15 protein-coding genes are annotated in these 17,854 nt (G+C 44.4%); 12 read left to right on the top strand and 3 right to left on the bottom strand.

Annotation, left to right across the window (positions count from 1 at the left end):
* Positions 1-77: 77 nt before the first annotated feature.
* A complete protein-coding gene (nrdA, locus tag ACZ5ZC_RS23125) occupies positions 78-2,360 on the bottom strand; it encodes a class 1a ribonucleoside-diphosphate reductase subunit alpha (protein WP_006743144.1) in 2,283 nt (760 codons plus the stop codon).
* Positions 2,361-2,861: 501 nt separating this feature from the next.
* Positions 2,862-3,569: a bifunctional 2-polyprenyl-6-hydroxyphenol methylase/3-demethylubiquinol 3-O-methyltransferase UbiG gene (gene ubiG / locus ACZ5ZC_RS23130; RefSeq protein WP_031780424.1), complete on the bottom strand. Its 708-nt coding sequence runs from the start codon at positions 3,567-3,569 to the stop codon at positions 2,862-2,864.
* Positions 3,570-4,043: 474 nt separating this feature from the next.
* On the opposite strand from ubiG, the gene gyrA reads away from it, so the two are divergent.
* The 3 genes from gyrA (at position 4,044) to ACZ5ZC_RS23145 (ending at position 8,107) form a co-directional block, all read left to right on the top strand.
* Entirely contained in the window at positions 4,044-6,764 is a 2,721-nt protein-coding gene (gene gyrA, locus ACZ5ZC_RS23135) for a DNA topoisomerase (ATP-hydrolyzing) subunit A (protein ID WP_085343492.1), read from the top strand.
* 123 nt (positions 6,765-6,887) lie between these two features.
* Entirely contained in the window at positions 6,888-7,511 is a 624-nt protein-coding gene (locus tag ACZ5ZC_RS23140) for a TPR domain-containing protein (RefSeq protein WP_006743142.1), read from the top strand.
* A gap of 41 nt (positions 7,512-7,552) precedes the next feature.
* Positions 7,553-8,107 (top strand): hypothetical protein, encoded by a 555-nt coding sequence (locus tag ACZ5ZC_RS23145; RefSeq protein WP_054867923.1) that lies wholly within the window; start codon positions 7,553-7,555, stop codon positions 8,105-8,107.
* 87 nt (positions 8,108-8,194) lie between these two features.
* Here ACZ5ZC_RS23145 and nrfA read toward each other — a convergent pair whose 3' ends face one another.
* On the bottom strand, positions 8,195-9,604 hold the full coding sequence (gene nrfA / locus ACZ5ZC_RS23150; protein WP_464932391.1) for an ammonia-forming nitrite reductase cytochrome c552 subunit: 1,410 nt from the start codon (positions 9,602-9,604) through the stop codon (positions 8,195-8,197).
* A 467-nt stretch (positions 9,605-10,071) separates the two neighbouring features.
* Here nrfA and nrfB point away from each other — a divergent pair, with 467 nt between their 5' ends.
* The 9 genes from nrfB (at position 10,072) to ACZ5ZC_RS23195 (ending at position 17,787) form a co-directional block, all read left to right on the top strand.
* Complete coding sequence (gene nrfB / locus ACZ5ZC_RS23155) at positions 10,072-10,674, top strand: cytochrome c nitrite reductase pentaheme subunit (protein ID WP_012841633.1); 603 nt, start codon at positions 10,072-10,074, stop codon at positions 10,672-10,674.
* Between the two features lies 1 nt (position 10,675).
* The gene (nrfC, locus tag ACZ5ZC_RS23160) at positions 10,676-11,362 is read left to right on the top strand and encodes a cytochrome c nitrite reductase Fe-S protein (protein ID WP_464932331.1); all 687 of its coding nucleotides are present in this window, start codon (positions 10,676-10,678) and stop codon (positions 11,360-11,362) included.
* The gene (gene nrfD / locus ACZ5ZC_RS23165) at positions 11,359-12,330 is read left to right on the top strand and encodes a cytochrome c nitrite reductase subunit NrfD (RefSeq protein WP_464932332.1); all 972 of its coding nucleotides are present in this window, start codon (positions 11,359-11,361) and stop codon (positions 12,328-12,330) included. Before nrfC ends, nrfD begins: the two co-directional genes overlap by 4 nt.
* 9 nt (positions 12,331-12,339) lie before the next feature.
* A complete protein-coding gene (locus tag ACZ5ZC_RS23170; protein WP_464932333.1) occupies positions 12,340-14,244 on the top strand; it encodes a heme lyase CcmF/NrfE family subunit in 1,905 nt (634 codons plus the stop codon).
* A complete protein-coding gene (locus ACZ5ZC_RS23175) occupies positions 14,222-14,755 on the top strand; it encodes a DsbE family thiol:disulfide interchange protein (protein ID WP_170902998.1) in 534 nt (177 codons plus the stop codon). The genes ACZ5ZC_RS23170 and ACZ5ZC_RS23175 overlap by 23 nt, the downstream gene beginning before the upstream one ends.
* On the top strand, positions 14,742-15,152 hold the full coding sequence (gene nrfF, locus ACZ5ZC_RS23180) for a heme lyase NrfEFG subunit NrfF (RefSeq protein ID WP_005394762.1): 411 nt from the start codon (positions 14,742-14,744) through the stop codon (positions 15,150-15,152). The genes ACZ5ZC_RS23175 and nrfF overlap by 14 nt, the downstream gene beginning before the upstream one ends.
* A gap of 146 nt (positions 15,153-15,298) precedes the next feature.
* Positions 15,299-15,475 carry a hypothetical protein gene (locus ACZ5ZC_RS23185; RefSeq protein WP_005394761.1) on the top strand — a complete coding sequence of 59 codons (177 nt, stop codon included), beginning with the start codon at positions 15,299-15,301 and terminating at the stop codon, positions 15,473-15,475.
* 216 nt (positions 15,476-15,691) lie between these two features.
* Positions 15,692-16,348 (top strand): GTP cyclohydrolase II, encoded by a 657-nt coding sequence (locus ACZ5ZC_RS23190; protein ID WP_005394759.1) that lies wholly within the window; start codon positions 15,692-15,694, stop codon positions 16,346-16,348.
* 176 nt (positions 16,349-16,524) lie between these two features.
* Entirely contained in the window at positions 16,525-17,787 is a 1,263-nt protein-coding gene (locus tag ACZ5ZC_RS23195; RefSeq protein WP_047009973.1) for an imelysin family protein, read from the top strand.
* Positions 17,788-17,854 lie beyond the last annotated feature (67 nt).

The following is a 17,854-nucleotide window of genomic DNA, read 5'->3' on the forward strand; positions in this document are numbered from 1 at the left end:
GCCATTATAAGTAATTGTTTAATAAAAACATTTTTTAGTTAACCACAAAAAATGTTACATATATAAAAACACACCAGTTATATCTTACAACCGCCGCCAGCACAATCGTCATCTTGTGGTTGAACAGCGTCTTTCTGTTCATCTTTTGCGCCATCACGAGTGTTATGGTAGTAAAGCGTTTTCACACCAAACTTGTACGCTGTTAGCAGGTCTTGAAGCAGTTTCTTCATTGGTACCTTGCCAGTCTCGTAACGTGACGGGTCGTAGTTAGTATTAGCAGAGATAGCTTGGTCAACAAACTTCTGCATAATACCCACAAGATGTAGGTAACCGTCGTTCGAACCGATGTTCCAAAGCAGTTCATAGTTGTCTTTAAGTTCAGTGAACTCAGGTACAACTTGCTTCAGAATACCGTCTTTCGAAGCTTTTACTGAAACATAACCACGTGGTGGCTCAATACCGTTAGTTGCGTTTGAAATCTGAGAAGAGGTCTCAGACGGCATTAGCGCAGTCAGTGTTGAGTTACGTAGGCCGTGCTCCATAATTTCTTTACGTAGGCTGTCCCAGTCGTAGTGCAGCGCTTCGTCACAAATTAGGTCGATATCTTTCTTGTACGTATCAATCGGCAGTAAGCCTTTCGCGTAGTTCGTTTCGTCGAATGAAGGGCACTTGCCTTGCTCTTTCGCCAGTTCTACCGATGCTTTTAGTAGGTAGTACTGCATTGCTTCGAACGTACGGTGAGTCAGGCCATTTGCGCTACCGTCAGAGTATTTCACGCCATGTTTCGCTAAGTAATAAGCGAAGTTGATCACACCAACACCTAGCGTACGACGGTTCATCGTCGATTTGTATGCCGCTGGTAGAGGGTAATCCTGATAATCAAGCAGTGCATCTAGCGCACGAACAACAAGATCAGATAGCTCTTCGAAATCATCTAGAGACTTGATAGCACCAAGGTTGAAGGCAGAAAGCGTACATAGTGCGATCTCGCCCGAGTCATCTTCAACGTTAGTTAATGGCTTCGTTGGCAGTGCGATTTCTAGACATAGGTTCGATTGACGAACTGGCGCTACTTCAGAATCAAATGGGCTGTGAGTATTACAGTGGTCCACGTTCTGAATGTAGATACGACCTGTTGATGCACGCTCTTGCATTAGCAGAGTGAACATTTCAATCGCTTTAACCGTTTCTTTCTTGATTGAAGGATCGTTCTCGTACTTCACGTATAGACGTTCAAACTCTTCTTGGTTTTCGAAGAATGCGTCGTATAGACCTGGTACGTCTGAAGGTGAGAATAGTGTGATGTTGCCACCCTCAACTAAACGTTGGTACATCAGTTTGTTTAACTGAACACCGTAGTCCATGTGACGAACACGGTTCTCTTCAACACCACGGTTGTTTTTAAGCACCATTAGAGAGCGAGCTTCGCCGTGCCACATTGGGTAGAATACAGTCGCTGCGCCACCACGAACACCACCTTGCGAACAACATTTTACTGCGGTTTGGAAGTATTTGTAGAACGGGATACAGCCAGTGTGGAATGCTTCACCACCGCGAATCTCTGAACCTAATGCACGGATACGACCAGCGTTGATACCAATACCAGCGCGCTGAGATACGTAACGAACAATCGAGCTTGCTGTTGCGTTGATAGAATCAAGACTGTCGCCACACTCAATCAGAACACATGAGCTGAACTGGCGAGTAGGGGTACGCACGCCAGACATAATTGGCGTAGGTAGAGAAATCTTAAATGTCGATGTCGCATCGTAGAAACGCTTGATGTAATCAAGACGCGTTGCTTTTGGATATTTCGCAAATAGGCACGCTGCTACAAGGATATATAAGAACTGAGCACTTTCGTAAATTTGGCCCGTTACACGGTTTTGTACGAAGTACTTGCCCTCTAGCTGCTTAACTGCCGCGTATGAGAAGTTTAGGTCGCGTTTATGGTCGATGTACGCATCAAGTTCGTCGAGTTCTGCTTTTGTGTAGTCTTCTAGAATATGTTGATCGTACTTACCCATATCGACGAGGCGAGACACGTGATCATGAAGCGTTGGTGGCTCATATTGGCCATACGCTTTTTTACGCAGATGGAATACCGCTAGGCGAGCAGCTAGGTATTGGTAATCCGGAGTCTCTTCAGAGATCAGGTCTGCCGCAGACTTGATGATTGTCTCGTGAATATCTGTCGTTGTGATGCCGTCGTAAAACTGGATGTGAGCGCGAAGTTCTACTTGAGAAACCGAAACATTATCTAGACCTTCTGCAGCCCAAGTGATAACGCGGTGGATTTTATCCAGATCGATACTTTCTTTACGGCCATCACGCTTGGTGACGGTAAGTTGTTGGTTCATTCTGCTTTATTTCCCTAAGAAAACTGATAAAAGCCGTATTTTTGTTTGTTTATGTGCAATATGAGTAAAGCTTGCGGCGGCTTTGTGATCAAAGTCTATCTATATATTGTCGCTTAAACACAACATATAGGGGTTCATTTGTTTGCGGGTTACAAGATAGTGCTATTACACTGATTTATCAAGGTACAGATCGGGGATGACTTGTGGATAACTGACAAAATGAAAAAAATCAGTAAGTGAACACTAACCGATGAGAAAAGGGCAGACTTGAATGGTTAAAAGCACGGTTTTGAGATCGGTTTAGAAATAACCGCATGCAAAAATATTTTCCTTGATCTTTGGCCGTTTTTATCTACGAAAAATAGGTTGGTTAAAATGGAATCTAGAGCACGAATTTTAGGCATAAAAAGACAAAAAAAGCGGCAACTTTGTGCTACCGCTTTCGATTCATTTTCTACAAAAAATGTCAATCACAAAACACATTTTTTAACTTAATAGCGTTCAGTATTTTTTAGTATGAACGATGTAGTTTACATCTACATTACGACCGAGTTTGTAGCTGTCATTTAGAGGGTTGTAATGCAGGCCTGTAATGCCCATTTCTGTTAGGTCTGTTTGGTCTATCATCTTCATCATTTCGGCAGGCTTGATAAACTTCTCGTGCTCGTGAGTCCCCTCAGGAACAATCTTAAGAAGCTTCTCTGCACCGACAATAGCAAACAAGTATGACTTGATGTTTCGGTTCAAGGTTGAGAAAAACACGTGACCACCGGGTTTGACTAGCGCAGCACAAGAGCGGATAACGGAGAGAGGATCTGGAACGTGTTCAAGCATCTCCATACAAGTCACGACATCGTAAGTCCCTGCGTTTTCTATAGCGTGGTCTTCTATTGTGCTCTGAATGTAGGTCAGTTGAGTACCTGTTTCTAATGCATGTAGTCGTGCGACTTCTAAAGGTTCTTTGCCCATATCAAGCCCAGTAACAATAGCGCCTTCTTTCGCCATGCTTTCAGCAAGAATGCCACCACCACAGCCGACATCAAGTGCGCGCTTGCCAAACAAGCCATTTGCTTTTTCAAGTACATAGTTCAAACGAAGGGGGTTAATTTGATGAAGTGGCTTAAACTCGCCTTCTAAATCCCACCATCGAGAAGCCATGTCCTCGAATTTCTTAATTTCACTTGGGTCGACGTTTTGTGCTTTAGTCATAATTGGTTTTATTGCATTCAATCTGAGTCCTTTAGAGGGCGTCAGTATACTCCAACGTTTTATACCCAAACAACCTCGATGTGCTTAGTGAAGGGACAATGACAGAGTTCACTGGCGCGGCAAACGCGACAGGTTCCTGTAATTTTGAAAGCGCTAGCTATTGTTTTTGGTTCATCCTTGAACTAATGCCAGTGACAATACTCTAAAACCTGCATTTTCGCGTTGTGTGGTTAAAGGAATTTACCTCGCTTTTCCGCGTAAAGAGTCCGATTTTGCTCAATATTGACCGAAATATAACCACTAATCAGAAAGATATGGGATGAGTGTGCAAATTCTCGACATTTGATTCATAACCAAGCTCACAACCTGATAAAAGGAGAGGGAAAGTGATGCCGAAGTGATGAATTGTGTGTTATATTTTTGCACCTTACACGTATCGTAATTACGATCAGATAATAGAGGGATAATGGCTCTATGAGCGATTTAGCTAAAGAGATCACGCCCGTAAACATTGAAGATGAGCTTAGAGGTTCATATCTAGACTATGCGATGTCAGTCATCGTGGGTCGTGCTCTTCCAGATGTGCGTGATGGCCTAAAACCAGTACACCGCCGCGTTTTATTCGCGATGAACGTACTAGGCAACGATTGGAACAAACCATATAAAAAATCAGCCCGTGTTGTCGGCGACGTAATCGGTAAATATCACCCACACGGTGATAGTGCTGTGTACGACACAATCGTACGTATGGCTCAGCCGTTCTCGCTTCGTTACATGCTGGTCGATGGTCAAGGTAACTTTGGCTCGATCGATGGCGACTCTGCTGCGGCAATGCGTTACACCGAAGTTCGAATGGCAAAAATTGCCCATGAACTATTGGCTGACCTAGACAAAGAAACCGTAGACTACGTACCAAACTACGACGGTACTGAGCAGATCCCAGCGGTTCTTCCAACTAAAATTCCAAACCTATTGGTTAACGGTGCTTCAGGTATCGCAGTAGGTATGGCAACCAACATCCCGCCTCATAACCTTGGCGAAGTGATCGATGGCTGTCTTGCATACATCAATAATGAAGAAATCACTATTGATGAACTAATGGATTACATTCCTGGTCCTGATTTCCCAACGGCGGCGCTGATCAGCGGTCGTAAAGGCATTGTAGACGCGTACAAAACAGGTCGCGGCAAAATCTACATGCGTTCGAAAGCGGACATCGAAGTGGAGAAGAATGGTAAAGAAACCATCATCGTCACTGAGATCCCATACCAGGTAAACAAAGCTCGCTTGATCGAAAAGATCGCTGAGCTAGTTAAAGATAAGAAAGTTGAAGGCATCAGTGCACTGCGCGACGAGTCAGATAAAGACGGTATGCGTATTGTTATTGAATGTAAGCGCGACGCTGTGGGCGAAGTGGTTCTAAACAACCTATACGCTCAGACTCAGTTGCAAACCACTTTCGGTATCAACATGGTGGCCCTAAACAATGGCCAACCACAGCTATTCAACCTGAAAGATATGTTGAAGTGCTTCGTTGATCACCGTCGTGAAGTTGTGACTCGTCGTACTATTTTCGAACTACGTAAAGCGCGTGAACGTGCCCACATCCTTGAAGGTTTAGCGCTAGCGCTTGCCAACATTGATGAAATCATTGAGCTTATCCGTAAGGCGCCAACACCGGCTGAAGCAAAAGCGGGTCTTATCGCTCGTGGTTGGGATTTAGGCAACGTTTCAGCAATGCTAGAGCGTGCTGGTACAGATGCAGCACGCCCTGAATGGCTAGAACCTCAATACGGCATTCGCGATGGTCAGTACTTCCTGACTGAGCAACAAGCACAAGCTATCCTAGATCTTCGTCTACACAAACTAACAGGTCTAGAACACGAGAAGATTCTTGGCGAATACAAAACACTTCTAGAAGAAATCGCTGAGCTCATGCATATCCTTGCAAGCACTGAGCGTTTGATGGAAGTGATCCGCGAAGAACTTGAAGCGGTTCGTGACGGCTTTGGTGATGCTCGTCGTACAGAAATCACAGCTGCGAGCCATGATATCGACATGGAAGAGCTGATCGCACGTGAAGACGTTGTGGTTACTCTATCGCACGGTGGTTACGTTAAGTACCAAGTACTGAGCGACTACGAGTCACAGCGCCGTGGTGGTAAAGGTAAGAGTGCGACCAAGATGAAAGATGAAGACCATATCGAGCGTCTTCTAGTGGCGAATACCCACGATAACATCTTGTGTTTCTCTACTCGCGGTAAAACATACCGTCTGAAAGTTTACCAATTGCCTCTAGCGAGCCGCACTGCTCGTGGTAAGCCAATTGTGAACATCCTTCCACTAGAAGAAGGTGAGCGCATTACCGCGATTCTGCGTGTTGATGAATTCTCTGAAGACAAATTCATCTTCATGGCAACAGGTGACGGTACGGTTAAGAAAACGCCGTTGAACCAATTTGCAAATGTTCGTTCAAATGGCCTGATTGCGGTAAACCTACGTGAAGACGATTCGTTAATCGGTGTGGATATCACTAACGGCGAAAACGAAATCATGCTGTTCTCTAAAGCGGGTAAAGTGGTTCGCTTTAAAGAAGCAGAAGAAATTCCAGTACTTGACGAAAATGGTAAGCCAGTTCTTGATGAGAATGGTCAGCCAGAGATCAAGTTTAAAGGTGTTCGTCCTATGGGTCGTACCGCCTCTGGTGTGCGTGGTATGAAACTGGCTGAAAATGACCAAGTTGTATCACTTATCGTTCCTTCACACGAAGGCGACATCCTAACAGTTACAGAAAACGGTTACGGTAAACGTACAGCGCTGAGTGAGTACCCGACAAAAGGTCGTGGCACTCAAGGTGTCGTTTCTATCAAAGTTTCTGAGCGAAACGGCCCGGTAGTTGGTGCTATCCAGGTTGTTGAAGGTGATGAAATGATGATGATCACCGACGCTGGTACGCTAGTACGTACTCGTGTGGGTGAAGTTAGCCAGGTTGGTCGTAACACGCAAGGTGTAACGCTTATCCGTACTGCGGAAGACGAATCTGTTGTTGGTTTGCAACGTATTGAAGAAGTTGATGAAGAAGAGCTGCCTGCTGGGGAAGAAGCAGAAGCGTTAGAGTCAACAGACGAAAATACGCAGCAAGATACTCCAGAAGCGCCAGCCGCTGATGATGCAGAGGAAGGTAACGAAGAGTAATCTTTCGTCACTACTCTAATGTGAAAAGCCGAGCCTCAGTTGCTCGGCTTTTTTGTACCTCTATCAACGCAATACAAGCATTAAACCAGTACACTAATACTCAGTTTGTCTTGGGAGCGCGTTATGTCTGTTTGGTTTTTCATTGCCATCACTTTGATGGGATTATTCGTCGTCGTATTATCGCTCAGCGCTTCAAGAGTAAGAGCGGCACAATGGTTCGGTTTTTGTGCTTTGGTACTAGTGTTAACCAGCGCTAGCTTCTTATTGTTGCGTCAATCTCCTCCACAACCTATTCAAGCTGAAGTCTCTCGAATGATGACTGCTCGCGATATCATGCAGGAAATTCAAGACCAATTGCGTGAAGACCCAAACAATGCCGAATTGTGGTTTCAGCTAGGGCAGGGCTACCTACTAGAGGGAGAATTGGATGGCGCACTGATTTGTTTTGATTACGCCATCCAACTAACTGAGCCAGTCGGTGCCACGCAACTTGCTGCGAAAGCGACGACCTTATACTACATTCACCAGCAATCAATGACGCAAGAAGTCAGTTTGCTTCTAGAACAAGCTTTGCAGATAGAACCGCATAATGAAGCGGCTTTGTCGTTGATCGCCAATGATCATTTTCTGTCATTCCGCTTTCAGGAAGCCATTGATACTTGGGTGCTATTACTCGACTCGAACGATCCAAGCTTGGATCGAGTACAAATTATTAACTCGATCAATAAAGCGAAAGAGTTGTTGTAGGCGTAGACTCCAATAAGTAGTAGAAGAAAGGTGGGGGACGAATGAAGAATAAAGCGTTCGGAATATTGGTGGTGCTGTGCGGCTCCGTGTTAGTGGGTTGTAGCTCTTCCGAACATTCTGGCACCTCACCTACGGTTTATTACTCTTCCGGTTATTACGAACCTTGGTGGTACGATCATGACGACTACTGGATTTATTACTATCCGGGTTGTTGCGACAACGACGATGAATACAAAGAGAAACTAGAAGAGTGGTGGAATGGCTTGGATGAAGAGCAACAGCAATCCATCAAAGACAAAGTCGAAGATTGGAAAGACGATGATATGTCCGCCAATATCGATAACATGAAGCGACAGCTTGACGATCATTGGCAATCGCTGCCTGACGAGCAAAAGCAGGAGATTCAAACCAAGTGGGAGAACCGCCCCGAGCGCATCGAGCCTACGGCTTTACAAGATAAAGCCGTGAAAGAAAAGGTTCTACAAAGAAAAGCATTGCCGGAAACGAAGATCCAGCGCCCAGTTACACGCCCAAATGTGCAGATGCCTAAAACACGTCCACATATTCAGCCTAGGCCGAGACTTCCTCGTCGCTAATCTGTTTTCCTATGCCTTCTATCAAACAAAAAGGGCGCAACGTGCGCCCTTCGTTTTATCCATTTAACCTAGTGTAATCGATACTGATCAGTACGTTGCTTCGCGCTCAGCAGCTGCTTTATCCCATTCTGGTGCCACCGTTTCTAGGAAGTGTTTCTTATCTGCGTTCATCTTTTCTATATCCATACCTAGTGCTTGTTGCGCTTTTGCTTTGGTCGAGATATCTGGAATTTGAACTGGGTCAGTAATACCTTTTGTTGCCAGTAAACGAACTAACTTAGTACGAGCGTCAGCAGCGCGATCAACTGCGGTACCGAGTACTTCAAGTGCTACCTCAGGAGCATGCATGTGAACACCGTGAGAAGCAATCGCGTAGTCCCAACGCCATTGTGCATGGCGAATATCTTGTAGGATAGGTTGCATCTCTGCTTCTGTTGCTCCTGCTTCCCATGCTGCACCTGCTTCAAAGTGCGCCGCTACGATTTGCTTCTCGGCGGTTAGCTTCATGTTTAGTACTTGCGCTTTGCGAGTCGAAACGATGCCTTGTAGCTGCTCTTTGGTTTGAGTATGGCATTGCGCACAGGTGTCTTCAAAACGATCAAACGGGTTACCCACTTTGTGGTCGGTGTATACCGTACCGTCTTCTTTGGTTACTTTAGGCATGTGACAGTCCACACACACTACTTTGTTTTTGCCATGAATACCCGCTCTCCAAGTTTCGAAACCTGGGTGTTGGGCCTTAAGCATTGGTGCTTTAGAAACGGCGTGCGTCCAATCTTTAAAGTTCAACGCGTCGTAGTATTTCTCCATATCAGCGACGTTGGTCCCCATGTCCCATGGGAATTTGACTGCTTTAGTCGGACCTGTGAAGTAGTACTCGACATGACATTGAGCGCAGACTGACGCTTGTTTATCTAAGCGAGATTGTTGGTCAAAATTTTTGCCGATGGTGTCAAAAGCACGCTCGACGTATGGGCGAGTCAGTGCCAGTGCGGGTTCGCCTTTCTTGAAGGCTTCAGAACCCGTATTGTGGCAGTCGGAACAACCGATAGGGTTGACGATTTCTGAGCCCAAGCGCGCCCATTTACCTTCAAAATAGCCGTCTTCACCGCGCTCTTCAATTACGCGGGCGACATCTGGGCTTTTACAACTCCAACAAGCCATCGGCATTGGCCCGGAGTTTTCGTCTACTGGTGCGCCAGTTCTGAGGGTTTGCCTCACATCATCAAGCGCGTAAAAGTGACCGCGCGCTTTGTTGTAGTCTTTAGCAAAACCATAACCAGCCCACAAGATCACCATGTTTGGGTCTTCACTTAAGGCATCTTCAATATGCTCGCTTTCCGATGTGGCTTTCCAAGAGTGATATTGGTCAGGATGGTTTTGTTCAAAGGTATCATTGCGAGGCTCTATGAGACCAGTATCCTCTGCCGCCAAAGGAGCACCAACCAAAAATAATTGGCTGGCGAATAAGGTCGCAACCGCGATAGGTGCGCTCATCCAGTGTTTTATGCTCACGGTGTTATCTCCATATTCGTTTTTATTAGCAGCGTTGTGAGGAGCTATTCCAAATAAGAATCGGAGATCTATCGTTAATATTAATAGTGAATTGAATAGATGAAATAGTGACCGAAATTGGCCTTGTTTTAGATCAATTTATGCTAGTGATCTTAATCATGTTTAAGTTCATATACCCCTAAAGTGGTATGTTGTAATCCCCTTTAATCACAGCGTGTTATGGGTATAACCATTCTAAAAATAAGGTGATTAAGGTCGCTTTTTGAACATGTGATTCTACCTCTTAGGAATTATAGAGGTATTATAAATACAGGTTTAGCGTTGTGGCTTTCCAAAATAAGAATTGATGTCATTTGAAGGTGTAAAAATATCTTCAGAGGAAATTAATTGTTGCTCAAATAATAGTTGATAAGAGTTATCAATTATTATCGAGCTAAGGAAAGAAAAATATGGGCAATATAAAATTGACCATAGAGACAATGCTGAAATTTCTCTTCATCTTTGCCATCTATGGTTTTTTCACCGCCGCCCATGCGACTTCTTCAGAGCCAGTTGAAGGTGCTCAAGCTGAGCGTCATCAAGTCGAGTTGATCCGTGACCGAGACTATAAATGTCTTCAATGTCATAAGGATGCTAAAGATACTCTGAATCTATCGCATGATTCGCAAGCGTTATTGAGTCAAGGTAAGCAGCTCAATTGCACTAACTGTCACAGCAACATCGGCCCTGATCACCGTGAAGGTGCACCCGATGTGATTAAGTTTTCTGCTGCGCAATCGAAAGCGGTGCACGACAAAGTGTCCCTTGACCCAAGCTTGATTCTCAAAGCTAATAGCCAGTGTGTGGATTGTCACGCGCCACTTAAGTTAAGAGAAAAGCATTGGACGCACGATGTGCACGCCAAAAACCTCACTTGTTCAAATTGCCACGATGTACACGCAGCGAAAACCAAAGCGTTGTCGTACGACAGAAAACAACTGATCAAGCAGTGTGTGGATTGTCACTCTGAATTTGCCGTCGAACCTGAACTTGCCAAAGAAGAGGAGAGATAGCATGAAATGTTCGAGAAGAAACTTTTTAGCCGGCAGCGGCGCGTTGATTTTAACTACAGGCGTTGCAGGCACTTCCGTTGTTAGCTCCTCTCTTTATGCCAGCAACAGTGAACAAGCGAAACGCATGGGTATGGTTCATGACGAAAATGCCTGTATTGGCTGTACCGCCTGTACTGATGCTTGTCGCGAAGTAAATAAAGTCCCCGAAGGCGTGACCCGACTTAAAATTCATCGCAGTGAACCGATTGGCGAATTCCCAGATGTGGAATACCAGTTTACTCGCGAATCCTGTCAGCACTGTGATAACCCACCATGTGTGTACGTTTGTCCAACAGGTGCTGCATACAAAGATGAAGCGACGGGCATTGTGGATGTACTCAAAGAGAAATGTGTCGGATGTGGTTATTGCTTAGCGGCTTGCCCTTACCAAGTGCGTTTCTTTAATCCAGTCGATCACTCTGCGGATAAATGTAACTTCTGCCGTGATACCAACCTAGCACAAGGTAAGCAGCCAGCTTGCGTGGAATCTTGCCCAACAAAAGCTCTCATTTTTGGTGATTTGAATGACCCAACTAGTGAGGTGAGCAAAGCCATTGAAAGCCATGTTGTCTATCGCGATAAATCGCATTTAGGTACGCAGCCTAAACTGTACAAAATTCCGCATAGCAAAGGGGAGGTGTCATCATGAACGGCTTCGAAAGTGCATTCCACTTTGACTCGTTAGTCTGGGATTGGATTATTGCGATTTACTTATTCCTCGCTGGGATGTCAGCAGGTGCGGTGATGATTTCTATCTATTTAAAACGCAAAGTGATTGAAGGTGATCCCGCAAACAACGGCATTATGAAAGCGATGGCTTGGCTAGCGCCATTTGGCATTATTTCTGGCTTAGTGATTTTGATTTTCCACTTAACTAAACCGCTTGAGTTTTGGAAGATCATGATCTACTACAACCCAACGTCTGTGATGTCGATGGGCGTGATCTTGTTCCAAGTGTACATGCTAGTGCTGTTTGTTTGGATCGGCGTTATCTTCCGCCATCAAATCATCAGCTTTTGTGAAGGGAAGTTACCGAGCAAACTGTTGGATTTTGCCGATGGCATCTTGATTAAAGCAGGGAAAGCCAACAACGCGATTGAGTTGTTCTTGGGCTTTTTAGCGATCATGCTTGCGGCATACACCGGCTTCTTATTGTCTGCATTGAAGACTTACCCAATGCTAAACAATCCAGTACTGCCAATCTTGTTCCTGTTCTCTAGTCTGTCATCTGGCGCAGCAGCATGCTTGATGTTCGGCATCTTGGTGTTTAAAGAGTCGACCAGCAGCCCAAGTGTGTCTTGGGTACACGGATTTGAACGCCCAGTAGTATTGTTTGAGCTGTTTGTCTTAGTGACATTCTTTACTGGGCTTATCTTTAGTGGCGGGCAAAATGAAGCCGCGGCTTGGAATGCCATTTCGAGTGGGTTCTGGGCTCAGTGGTTCTGGGTTGGGGTGGTGCTCATCGGAATGATCACACCGTTGACACTAAACTGGCTAACGCCTTCAGAAGTTCGTCATAGAGGAAGTTACGTTTTTGCGGTCACAACGTTGAGTTTGGTTGGCGTACTCATGCTGCGTACTTTCATTCTCTATGCTGGTCAAATGACCATCGTGTAAGGAGGCTAAATGGAGGCTGAGCTCGGTTTCTTTTTGTTGATATTGGTGGCTGTCGCATCGACATGTGCGACGCTGCTGCATTGGGTTTGCTTTACGCTGCGGAAGAAGGGAGTGTTGCCACACCAAACCGCAACGTCTCATATTATCAGCTTAGCCTCCTTAGTTTGTTTGGCGCTTTTGATAGTCTGTTTTATTCAGGATAATTTTGCGCTTGAGTATGTGGTTACACACTCGAACAGCCAGTTACCTATCGCGTTTAAGATTGCAGCTGCTTGGGGCGGCCATCAAGGGTCTATGTTGTTTTGGGTGGTTACGTTGAGCTTATGGGCCTCTTTTATTGCTATCAAGTCGCCAGTTTGCACTCAATATACAGGCGATTGCTTGGGTATCATGAACTTACTTATTGCTATTTTCGCTTGGTTTACCCTCACCACGTCCAATCCTTTTGAGTATGCTCAGACGCTAGCGTTGGAGGGGCGAGATCTCAATCCGATGTTGCAAGATATCGGGCTTATTATTCATCCGCCGCTGTTGTATTTGGGTTACGTTGGTTATGCCGCGATACTGGCGTTCGCCTTAGCTGCGTTATTAGCGAAACGACCTATAAATGAATGGTATGGTGTTGCCCGTAGTGCCGCTTTCTTTGCTTGGGGTACGCTAACAATTGGAATTTTGATCGGTTCTTGGTGGGCATACAATGAGTTAGGTTGGGGCGGGTGGTGGTTTTGGGACCCGGTAGAAAACGCGTCTTTGCTGCCTTGGTTAATGGGTACCGCACTACTGCATAGCGGTGTGTTGTCGAAGCGTAATAAAGGAGCAATTTGGAGCACCTACGCATTGGCTTTTACGACGTTCAGTTTGAGTATTCTCGGCACATTTGTGGTGAGATCGGGTGTATTAACCTCAGTACACGCGTTTGCGGTTGATCCAACCAAAGGTGTAGTACTTCTTGCTGTTCTCAGCATTTTGGTGATTGTCACCTTTGGTGTGCTCATTATGCGAGGGCTACATATTCCTCGTTTTACGCTCGATTCGTTAATAAGTCGTGCCTACATGGTATACATCGCTATTGGACTTCTCGTTGTTTGTATGGCGATTGTTTTCCTCGGTACCTTTTACCCAATGCTTTATCAACTGCTTGGCTTGGGTAATATATCCGTTGGGGCACCTTACTTTAACAGCCTCGTTTTTCCCCTTACATTACTTGCTCTGACCTTTCTCGCCTTTATGCCCGTGTTGAAGTGGACGAAAGGAGCCAGTTCTCATGCCGTTAAAACCATTGGGTTTGTCGGTATTCATGTTATTGCGGTTAGCGCTATTTTCGTTTTTGCTACTAAAGAGCTTCATATAACGACTTTGATTACTCTGGTATTAGCGACGTGGGTAGTGGTTTCTCATGTGCTATTGCTGTTTTGTGCAGAAAACAAGAGCAAATTAATGCCTATGTTTCTTGCTCATGTTGGCTTTGCGTTGGGTGCAAGCGGGGCAGTATTTAATAGTGACTATTCGTATGAATACAACTTACGGGCAGAGCCTGGTAGCTCGTATCAAAAAGCGGGTATCACCGTTGATTACCATGGGATTGAATGGTTAGTTGGGCCGAACTACACCGCAGAACAGGGAAGTGTTGATCTTTATTTGGAGAGCGGTAAGGCGCTGAACTTTCAACCCGAGAAACGGCATTACCCTGTACGCGTGATGAATATGACCGAGCCCGCTATTCGATCACTATGGCATGGAGACTACTACATCACTTTGGGTGACAAGCTCGACAACAGCGCCTACGCAATTAAAGTGCAATATCGGGCGGGTATCTGGTGGATATGGTTTGGTGGCGCTTTAATCGTAATAAGTACTTTGGGGAGTATGACGAATCGAAGGGGAAAAGGTAATGAGATCGAAAAATACGCTTAAACTGATCGTTCTCATATTGTTAGTTGCGATTTTTGTTGTCACCGCGACAATGGCATTATCCGATAGACCAAACGTGGAGATACAACAAAATCGTGTGTTATCTATCCCGGATTTTACCGCTTACTCACTTATTTCAGGCAATCGAATCACCGATGCAGTACTAGAAAATCAAGGTTATGTGCTATTGAATGTTTGGGCGTCTTGGTGTGGGGTTTGTAAACAAGAACATGATGATTTGCTCAACTTAGCTCGACAAGGTGTGCCCATCGTTGGTCTTAACTATCGAGATAAAGAGAGCGCGGCTAAACGCTATTTGAGCTCTTCACACAATCCATATACCGAAGTTATATCCGATCCTAATGGGCAACTGGCGGTTGAACTTGGTGTAATAGGAACACCTGAAACTTACTTAATTGATCAAAATGGCAACGTTTTGATCAAATATAGAGGTAAGTTAACAATAGACAAATGGAACTCGTTATTTTCGGGGTATTTTAATGTCTCACTTTAAATATGCTTACTTCATTATTGTTTTGTTTTCTTTGTGTTCTTCTTGGGTCAAAGCAGAGCAAATTACGCAGCATGTTGATCTGTTTGAATTTCATTCCGTTGAACTGCAACAAAGAGCAAATGCATTAGCCAAAGCTTTGCGATGCCCACAATGTCAAAACCAAAACCTTGTTGAATCTAATGCACAAGCCGCTAAAGATTTAAGATTGAAAGTGTACTCGATGGTAAACGAAGGAAGTACGGATCAAGAGGTAAAAGATTATTTGGTTCAGAGATATGGGAATATCGTTTTGTATCAGCCACCATTTAATTATTCGACAGCAGCGTTGTGGATCTTTCCTCTATTACTTTTGATCTTTTTTATCCTATTTTCGATCAAAATGATAAAGCGTCAATAATGTGACCACTATTCCACTATGGGAAATAAATCGTGCAGATAACAAACAGAATGTTATCATTTTTCCGAATTTATGAAGATTCCAGTATAAAGAAAATCAACGATTTGAGCTGGAGAAGTAATAAAAGAACTAAGTAGGTGCACGCAGTGGATTCAGTTATATTACAGTTAAAAAAAGACTTTTATTCGCAGATTCGTGCATTGCAAACCTCGAAACTGCCTCAAGTTACATCGTCTCTTGCCGTATTAACCGAAGAAGAAATTCAAGAACTCGAAGCGGTATGGATAGAGCTTACGGTTTGGAAACGTAGCCAAACACATTAAATCATCACCCCTACATACAACTCATTATCAACCCCAGACAAAATTTGTCTGGGGTTTTTTATTGTAGTTTTTCAAAATTGTTATACTATAACAATTCGTCAGCGTGGGGAGTTGTTCTCTTTGGCTGTCTTTAGGGGATAACTGCTCTCAATTGTGATCTCTATATTGAAAAATGCGGTATCAATCCCCATAGTTGAAGAGCAATGAGTGAATCCCATGAATGCAATAACGAAAACGCATCAAGCGCATCAAGCAATAAATCGAGTGAGTATAGATATGGCGGAAGTACGTGCCAGAGTAGATTTTAAAGTCGGGGCTAAAAGTAATATCGATGCTGAAATCCTGTCTTTTCGTGGCCTGAAGACAGATAAAGAGCATGTGGCAGTTATCTTTAGGCAAGCGGATCAAACGCAAGAAACGCCTTTGGTGCGTATGCATTCAGAATGTCTTACTGGTGATGTTTTTCACTCATCCCGCTGTGATTGCGGCGAGCAATTAGAAGAAACCATTCAACGCATGGGCGAATCTGGCGGTATTATTTTATACCTACGTCAGGAAGGTCGTGGTATTGGTCTATACAACAAAATTGATGCGTACCGTTTGCAAAGCCAAGGTATGAACACCTATGAAGCAAACAACCATTTGGGTTTTGACGATGACCTGCGTGATTTCACTGAAGCAGCGCAAATGCTCGAAGCATTAGGTGTAAGTAAAATTCGCCTTGTGACCAACAACCCTAAGAAAATCCGTGAATTAGCAGAATACGGCATCGAGATTGTTGAGGTTGTCAATACCTCTGCACATATTAAAGATGGTAATGAAAGCTACCTAAAAGCAAAAGTTTCTCATGGTAAGCACAATCTAAAATTCTGATTTTATTTATTAAATTATCAGTTTTGCATGTTAAAAGCCTCACAATGATGAGGCTTTTTTTGTATCTAGAGTTGAAAATAAATTGTAAATTTGTATTATCTCGTGACTAATAGTGCAAATAAGAATAATTAGCACTACGAATAAAACAAATAAATTGCTCAACAAGGATGCTTCAGATGAATGCAAAAACAGTTTTAGTCCAATCTATTGCTGCATCACTCCTCATTGCCAGTGGTTCTACCGTTGCTGCCCAAGTAACGAAACAACAAGTCGTTGAACATTATGCAGACGTTGCACATGCAGTCTTTGCTGACTCAGTGACGACGGCGAAAACGCTCGACGTAAAAATCGACGAATTCCTAAAATCGCCATCAGCGGATAAGCTTGAAGAAGTAAAACAAGCGTGGCTAGACTCTCGCGTTCCGTACCAACAATCTGAAGTATTCCGTTTTGGTAACGCGATTGTTGATGACTGGGAAGGGCAGTTAAATGCATGGCCACTTGATGAAGGCCTAATTGACTACGTAGCGACAGATTACCAATATGAACTCGGTAACGAAGGCGCTGCTGCAAACATCATCGCAAACACTAGTCTACAGATTGGTGCTTCTAAACTAGACGTTTCAAAAATTACTCCAGAATTGCTAGCGGATCTCAACGAAGTAGGTGGCTCTGAAGCAAACGTGGCCTCTGGTTACCATGCGATTGAATTCTTACTTTGGGGTCAAGACCTAAACGGCACAAACGCAGGCGCAGGTCAGCGCGCTTACACGGACTTCGTTGTCGGTTCTGAGTGTACGAATGGTCATTGTGACCGTCGTGGTGAGTACCTAAAAGCGGCAGCCGATCTACTAGTTCAAGACCTTGAATGGATGGAAAAACAGTGGTCTGCGGAAGTGAAAGGCAACTACCGTGAAACGCTTCTTAATGATTCTGCGGATAATGGCCTACGTAAAATGTTGTTCGGTATGGGTTCATTGTCTTTAGGTGAGCTTGCTGGTGAGCGCATGAAGGTGGCGTTGGAAGCAAACTCGACAGAAGATGAGCACGATTGTTTCTCAGACAATACGCACAACTCTCATTACTACAACGAGCAGGGCATCTATAACGTTTACACAGGTCTTTACAAGCGTGAAGACGGCACATTGCTTTCTGGTCCGAGTATTGCTGATCTGGTGGCTCAAAAAGACAAACAAGCAGCTAAAGAGATCCAGAAGCAGTTTGATGTTACGCGTAATCAAGTTGGTAAATTGGTTACGTCTGCAGAGAAGAACAACCAACACTTCGACCAGTTAATTGCAGCGGGTAATGCACAAGGCAACACGTTAGTGAATGACACCATCATGTCATTGGTTGCTCAAACCGGTTCAATTGAACGTGCTGCGGGTATCATTGGCATTGATAGCCTAAGCCCTGATACTGCTGACCACGAGTTTTAATCAAAGTACAAAAAATAATTGAAAGGGCTCGTTTGAGCCCTTTACCGTTTTAACTCGCTGTTATCCC

The organism is Vibrio sp. JCM 18905 (assembly GCF_055393305.1).

Excerpts from the sequence above, each read along its gene's own strand:
- nrdA (WP_006743144.1), bottom strand. The coding sequence starts at position 2,360 with ATGAACCAACAACTTACCGTCACCAAGCGTGATGGCCGTAAAGAAAGT.
- ubiG (WP_031780424.1), bottom strand. The coding sequence starts at position 3,569 with ATGACTAAAGCACAAAACGTCGACCCAAGTGAAATTAAGAAATTCGAG.
- gyrA (WP_085343492.1), top strand. The coding sequence starts at position 4,044 with ATGAGCGATTTAGCTAAAGAGATCACGCCCGTAAACATTGAAGATGAG.
- ACZ5ZC_RS23140 (WP_006743142.1), top strand. The coding sequence starts at position 6,888 with ATGTCTGTTTGGTTTTTCATTGCCATCACTTTGATGGGATTATTCGTC.
- ACZ5ZC_RS23145 (WP_054867923.1), top strand. The coding sequence starts at position 7,553 with ATGAAGAATAAAGCGTTCGGAATATTGGTGGTGCTGTGCGGCTCCGTG.
- nrfA (WP_464932391.1), bottom strand. The coding sequence starts at position 9,604 with ATGAGCGCACCTATCGCGGTTGCGACCTTATTCGCCAGCCAATTATTT.
- nrfB (WP_012841633.1), top strand. The coding sequence starts at position 10,072 with ATGGGCAATATAAAATTGACCATAGAGACAATGCTGAAATTTCTCTTC.
- nrfC (WP_464932331.1), top strand. The coding sequence starts at position 10,676 with ATGAAATGTTCGAGAAGAAACTTTTTAGCCGGCAGCGGCGCGTTGATT.
- nrfD (WP_464932332.1), top strand. The coding sequence starts at position 11,359 with ATGAACGGCTTCGAAAGTGCATTCCACTTTGACTCGTTAGTCTGGGAT.
- ACZ5ZC_RS23170 (WP_464932333.1), top strand. The coding sequence starts at position 12,340 with ATGGAGGCTGAGCTCGGTTTCTTTTTGTTGATATTGGTGGCTGTCGCA.
- ACZ5ZC_RS23175 (WP_170902998.1), top strand. The coding sequence starts at position 14,222 with ATGAGATCGAAAAATACGCTTAAACTGATCGTTCTCATATTGTTAGTT.
- nrfF (WP_005394762.1), top strand. The coding sequence starts at position 14,742 with ATGTCTCACTTTAAATATGCTTACTTCATTATTGTTTTGTTTTCTTTG.
- ACZ5ZC_RS23190 (WP_005394759.1), top strand. The coding sequence starts at position 15,692 with ATGAATGCAATAACGAAAACGCATCAAGCGCATCAAGCAATAAATCGA.
- ACZ5ZC_RS23195 (WP_047009973.1), top strand. The coding sequence starts at position 16,525 with ATGAATGCAAAAACAGTTTTAGTCCAATCTATTGCTGCATCACTCCTC.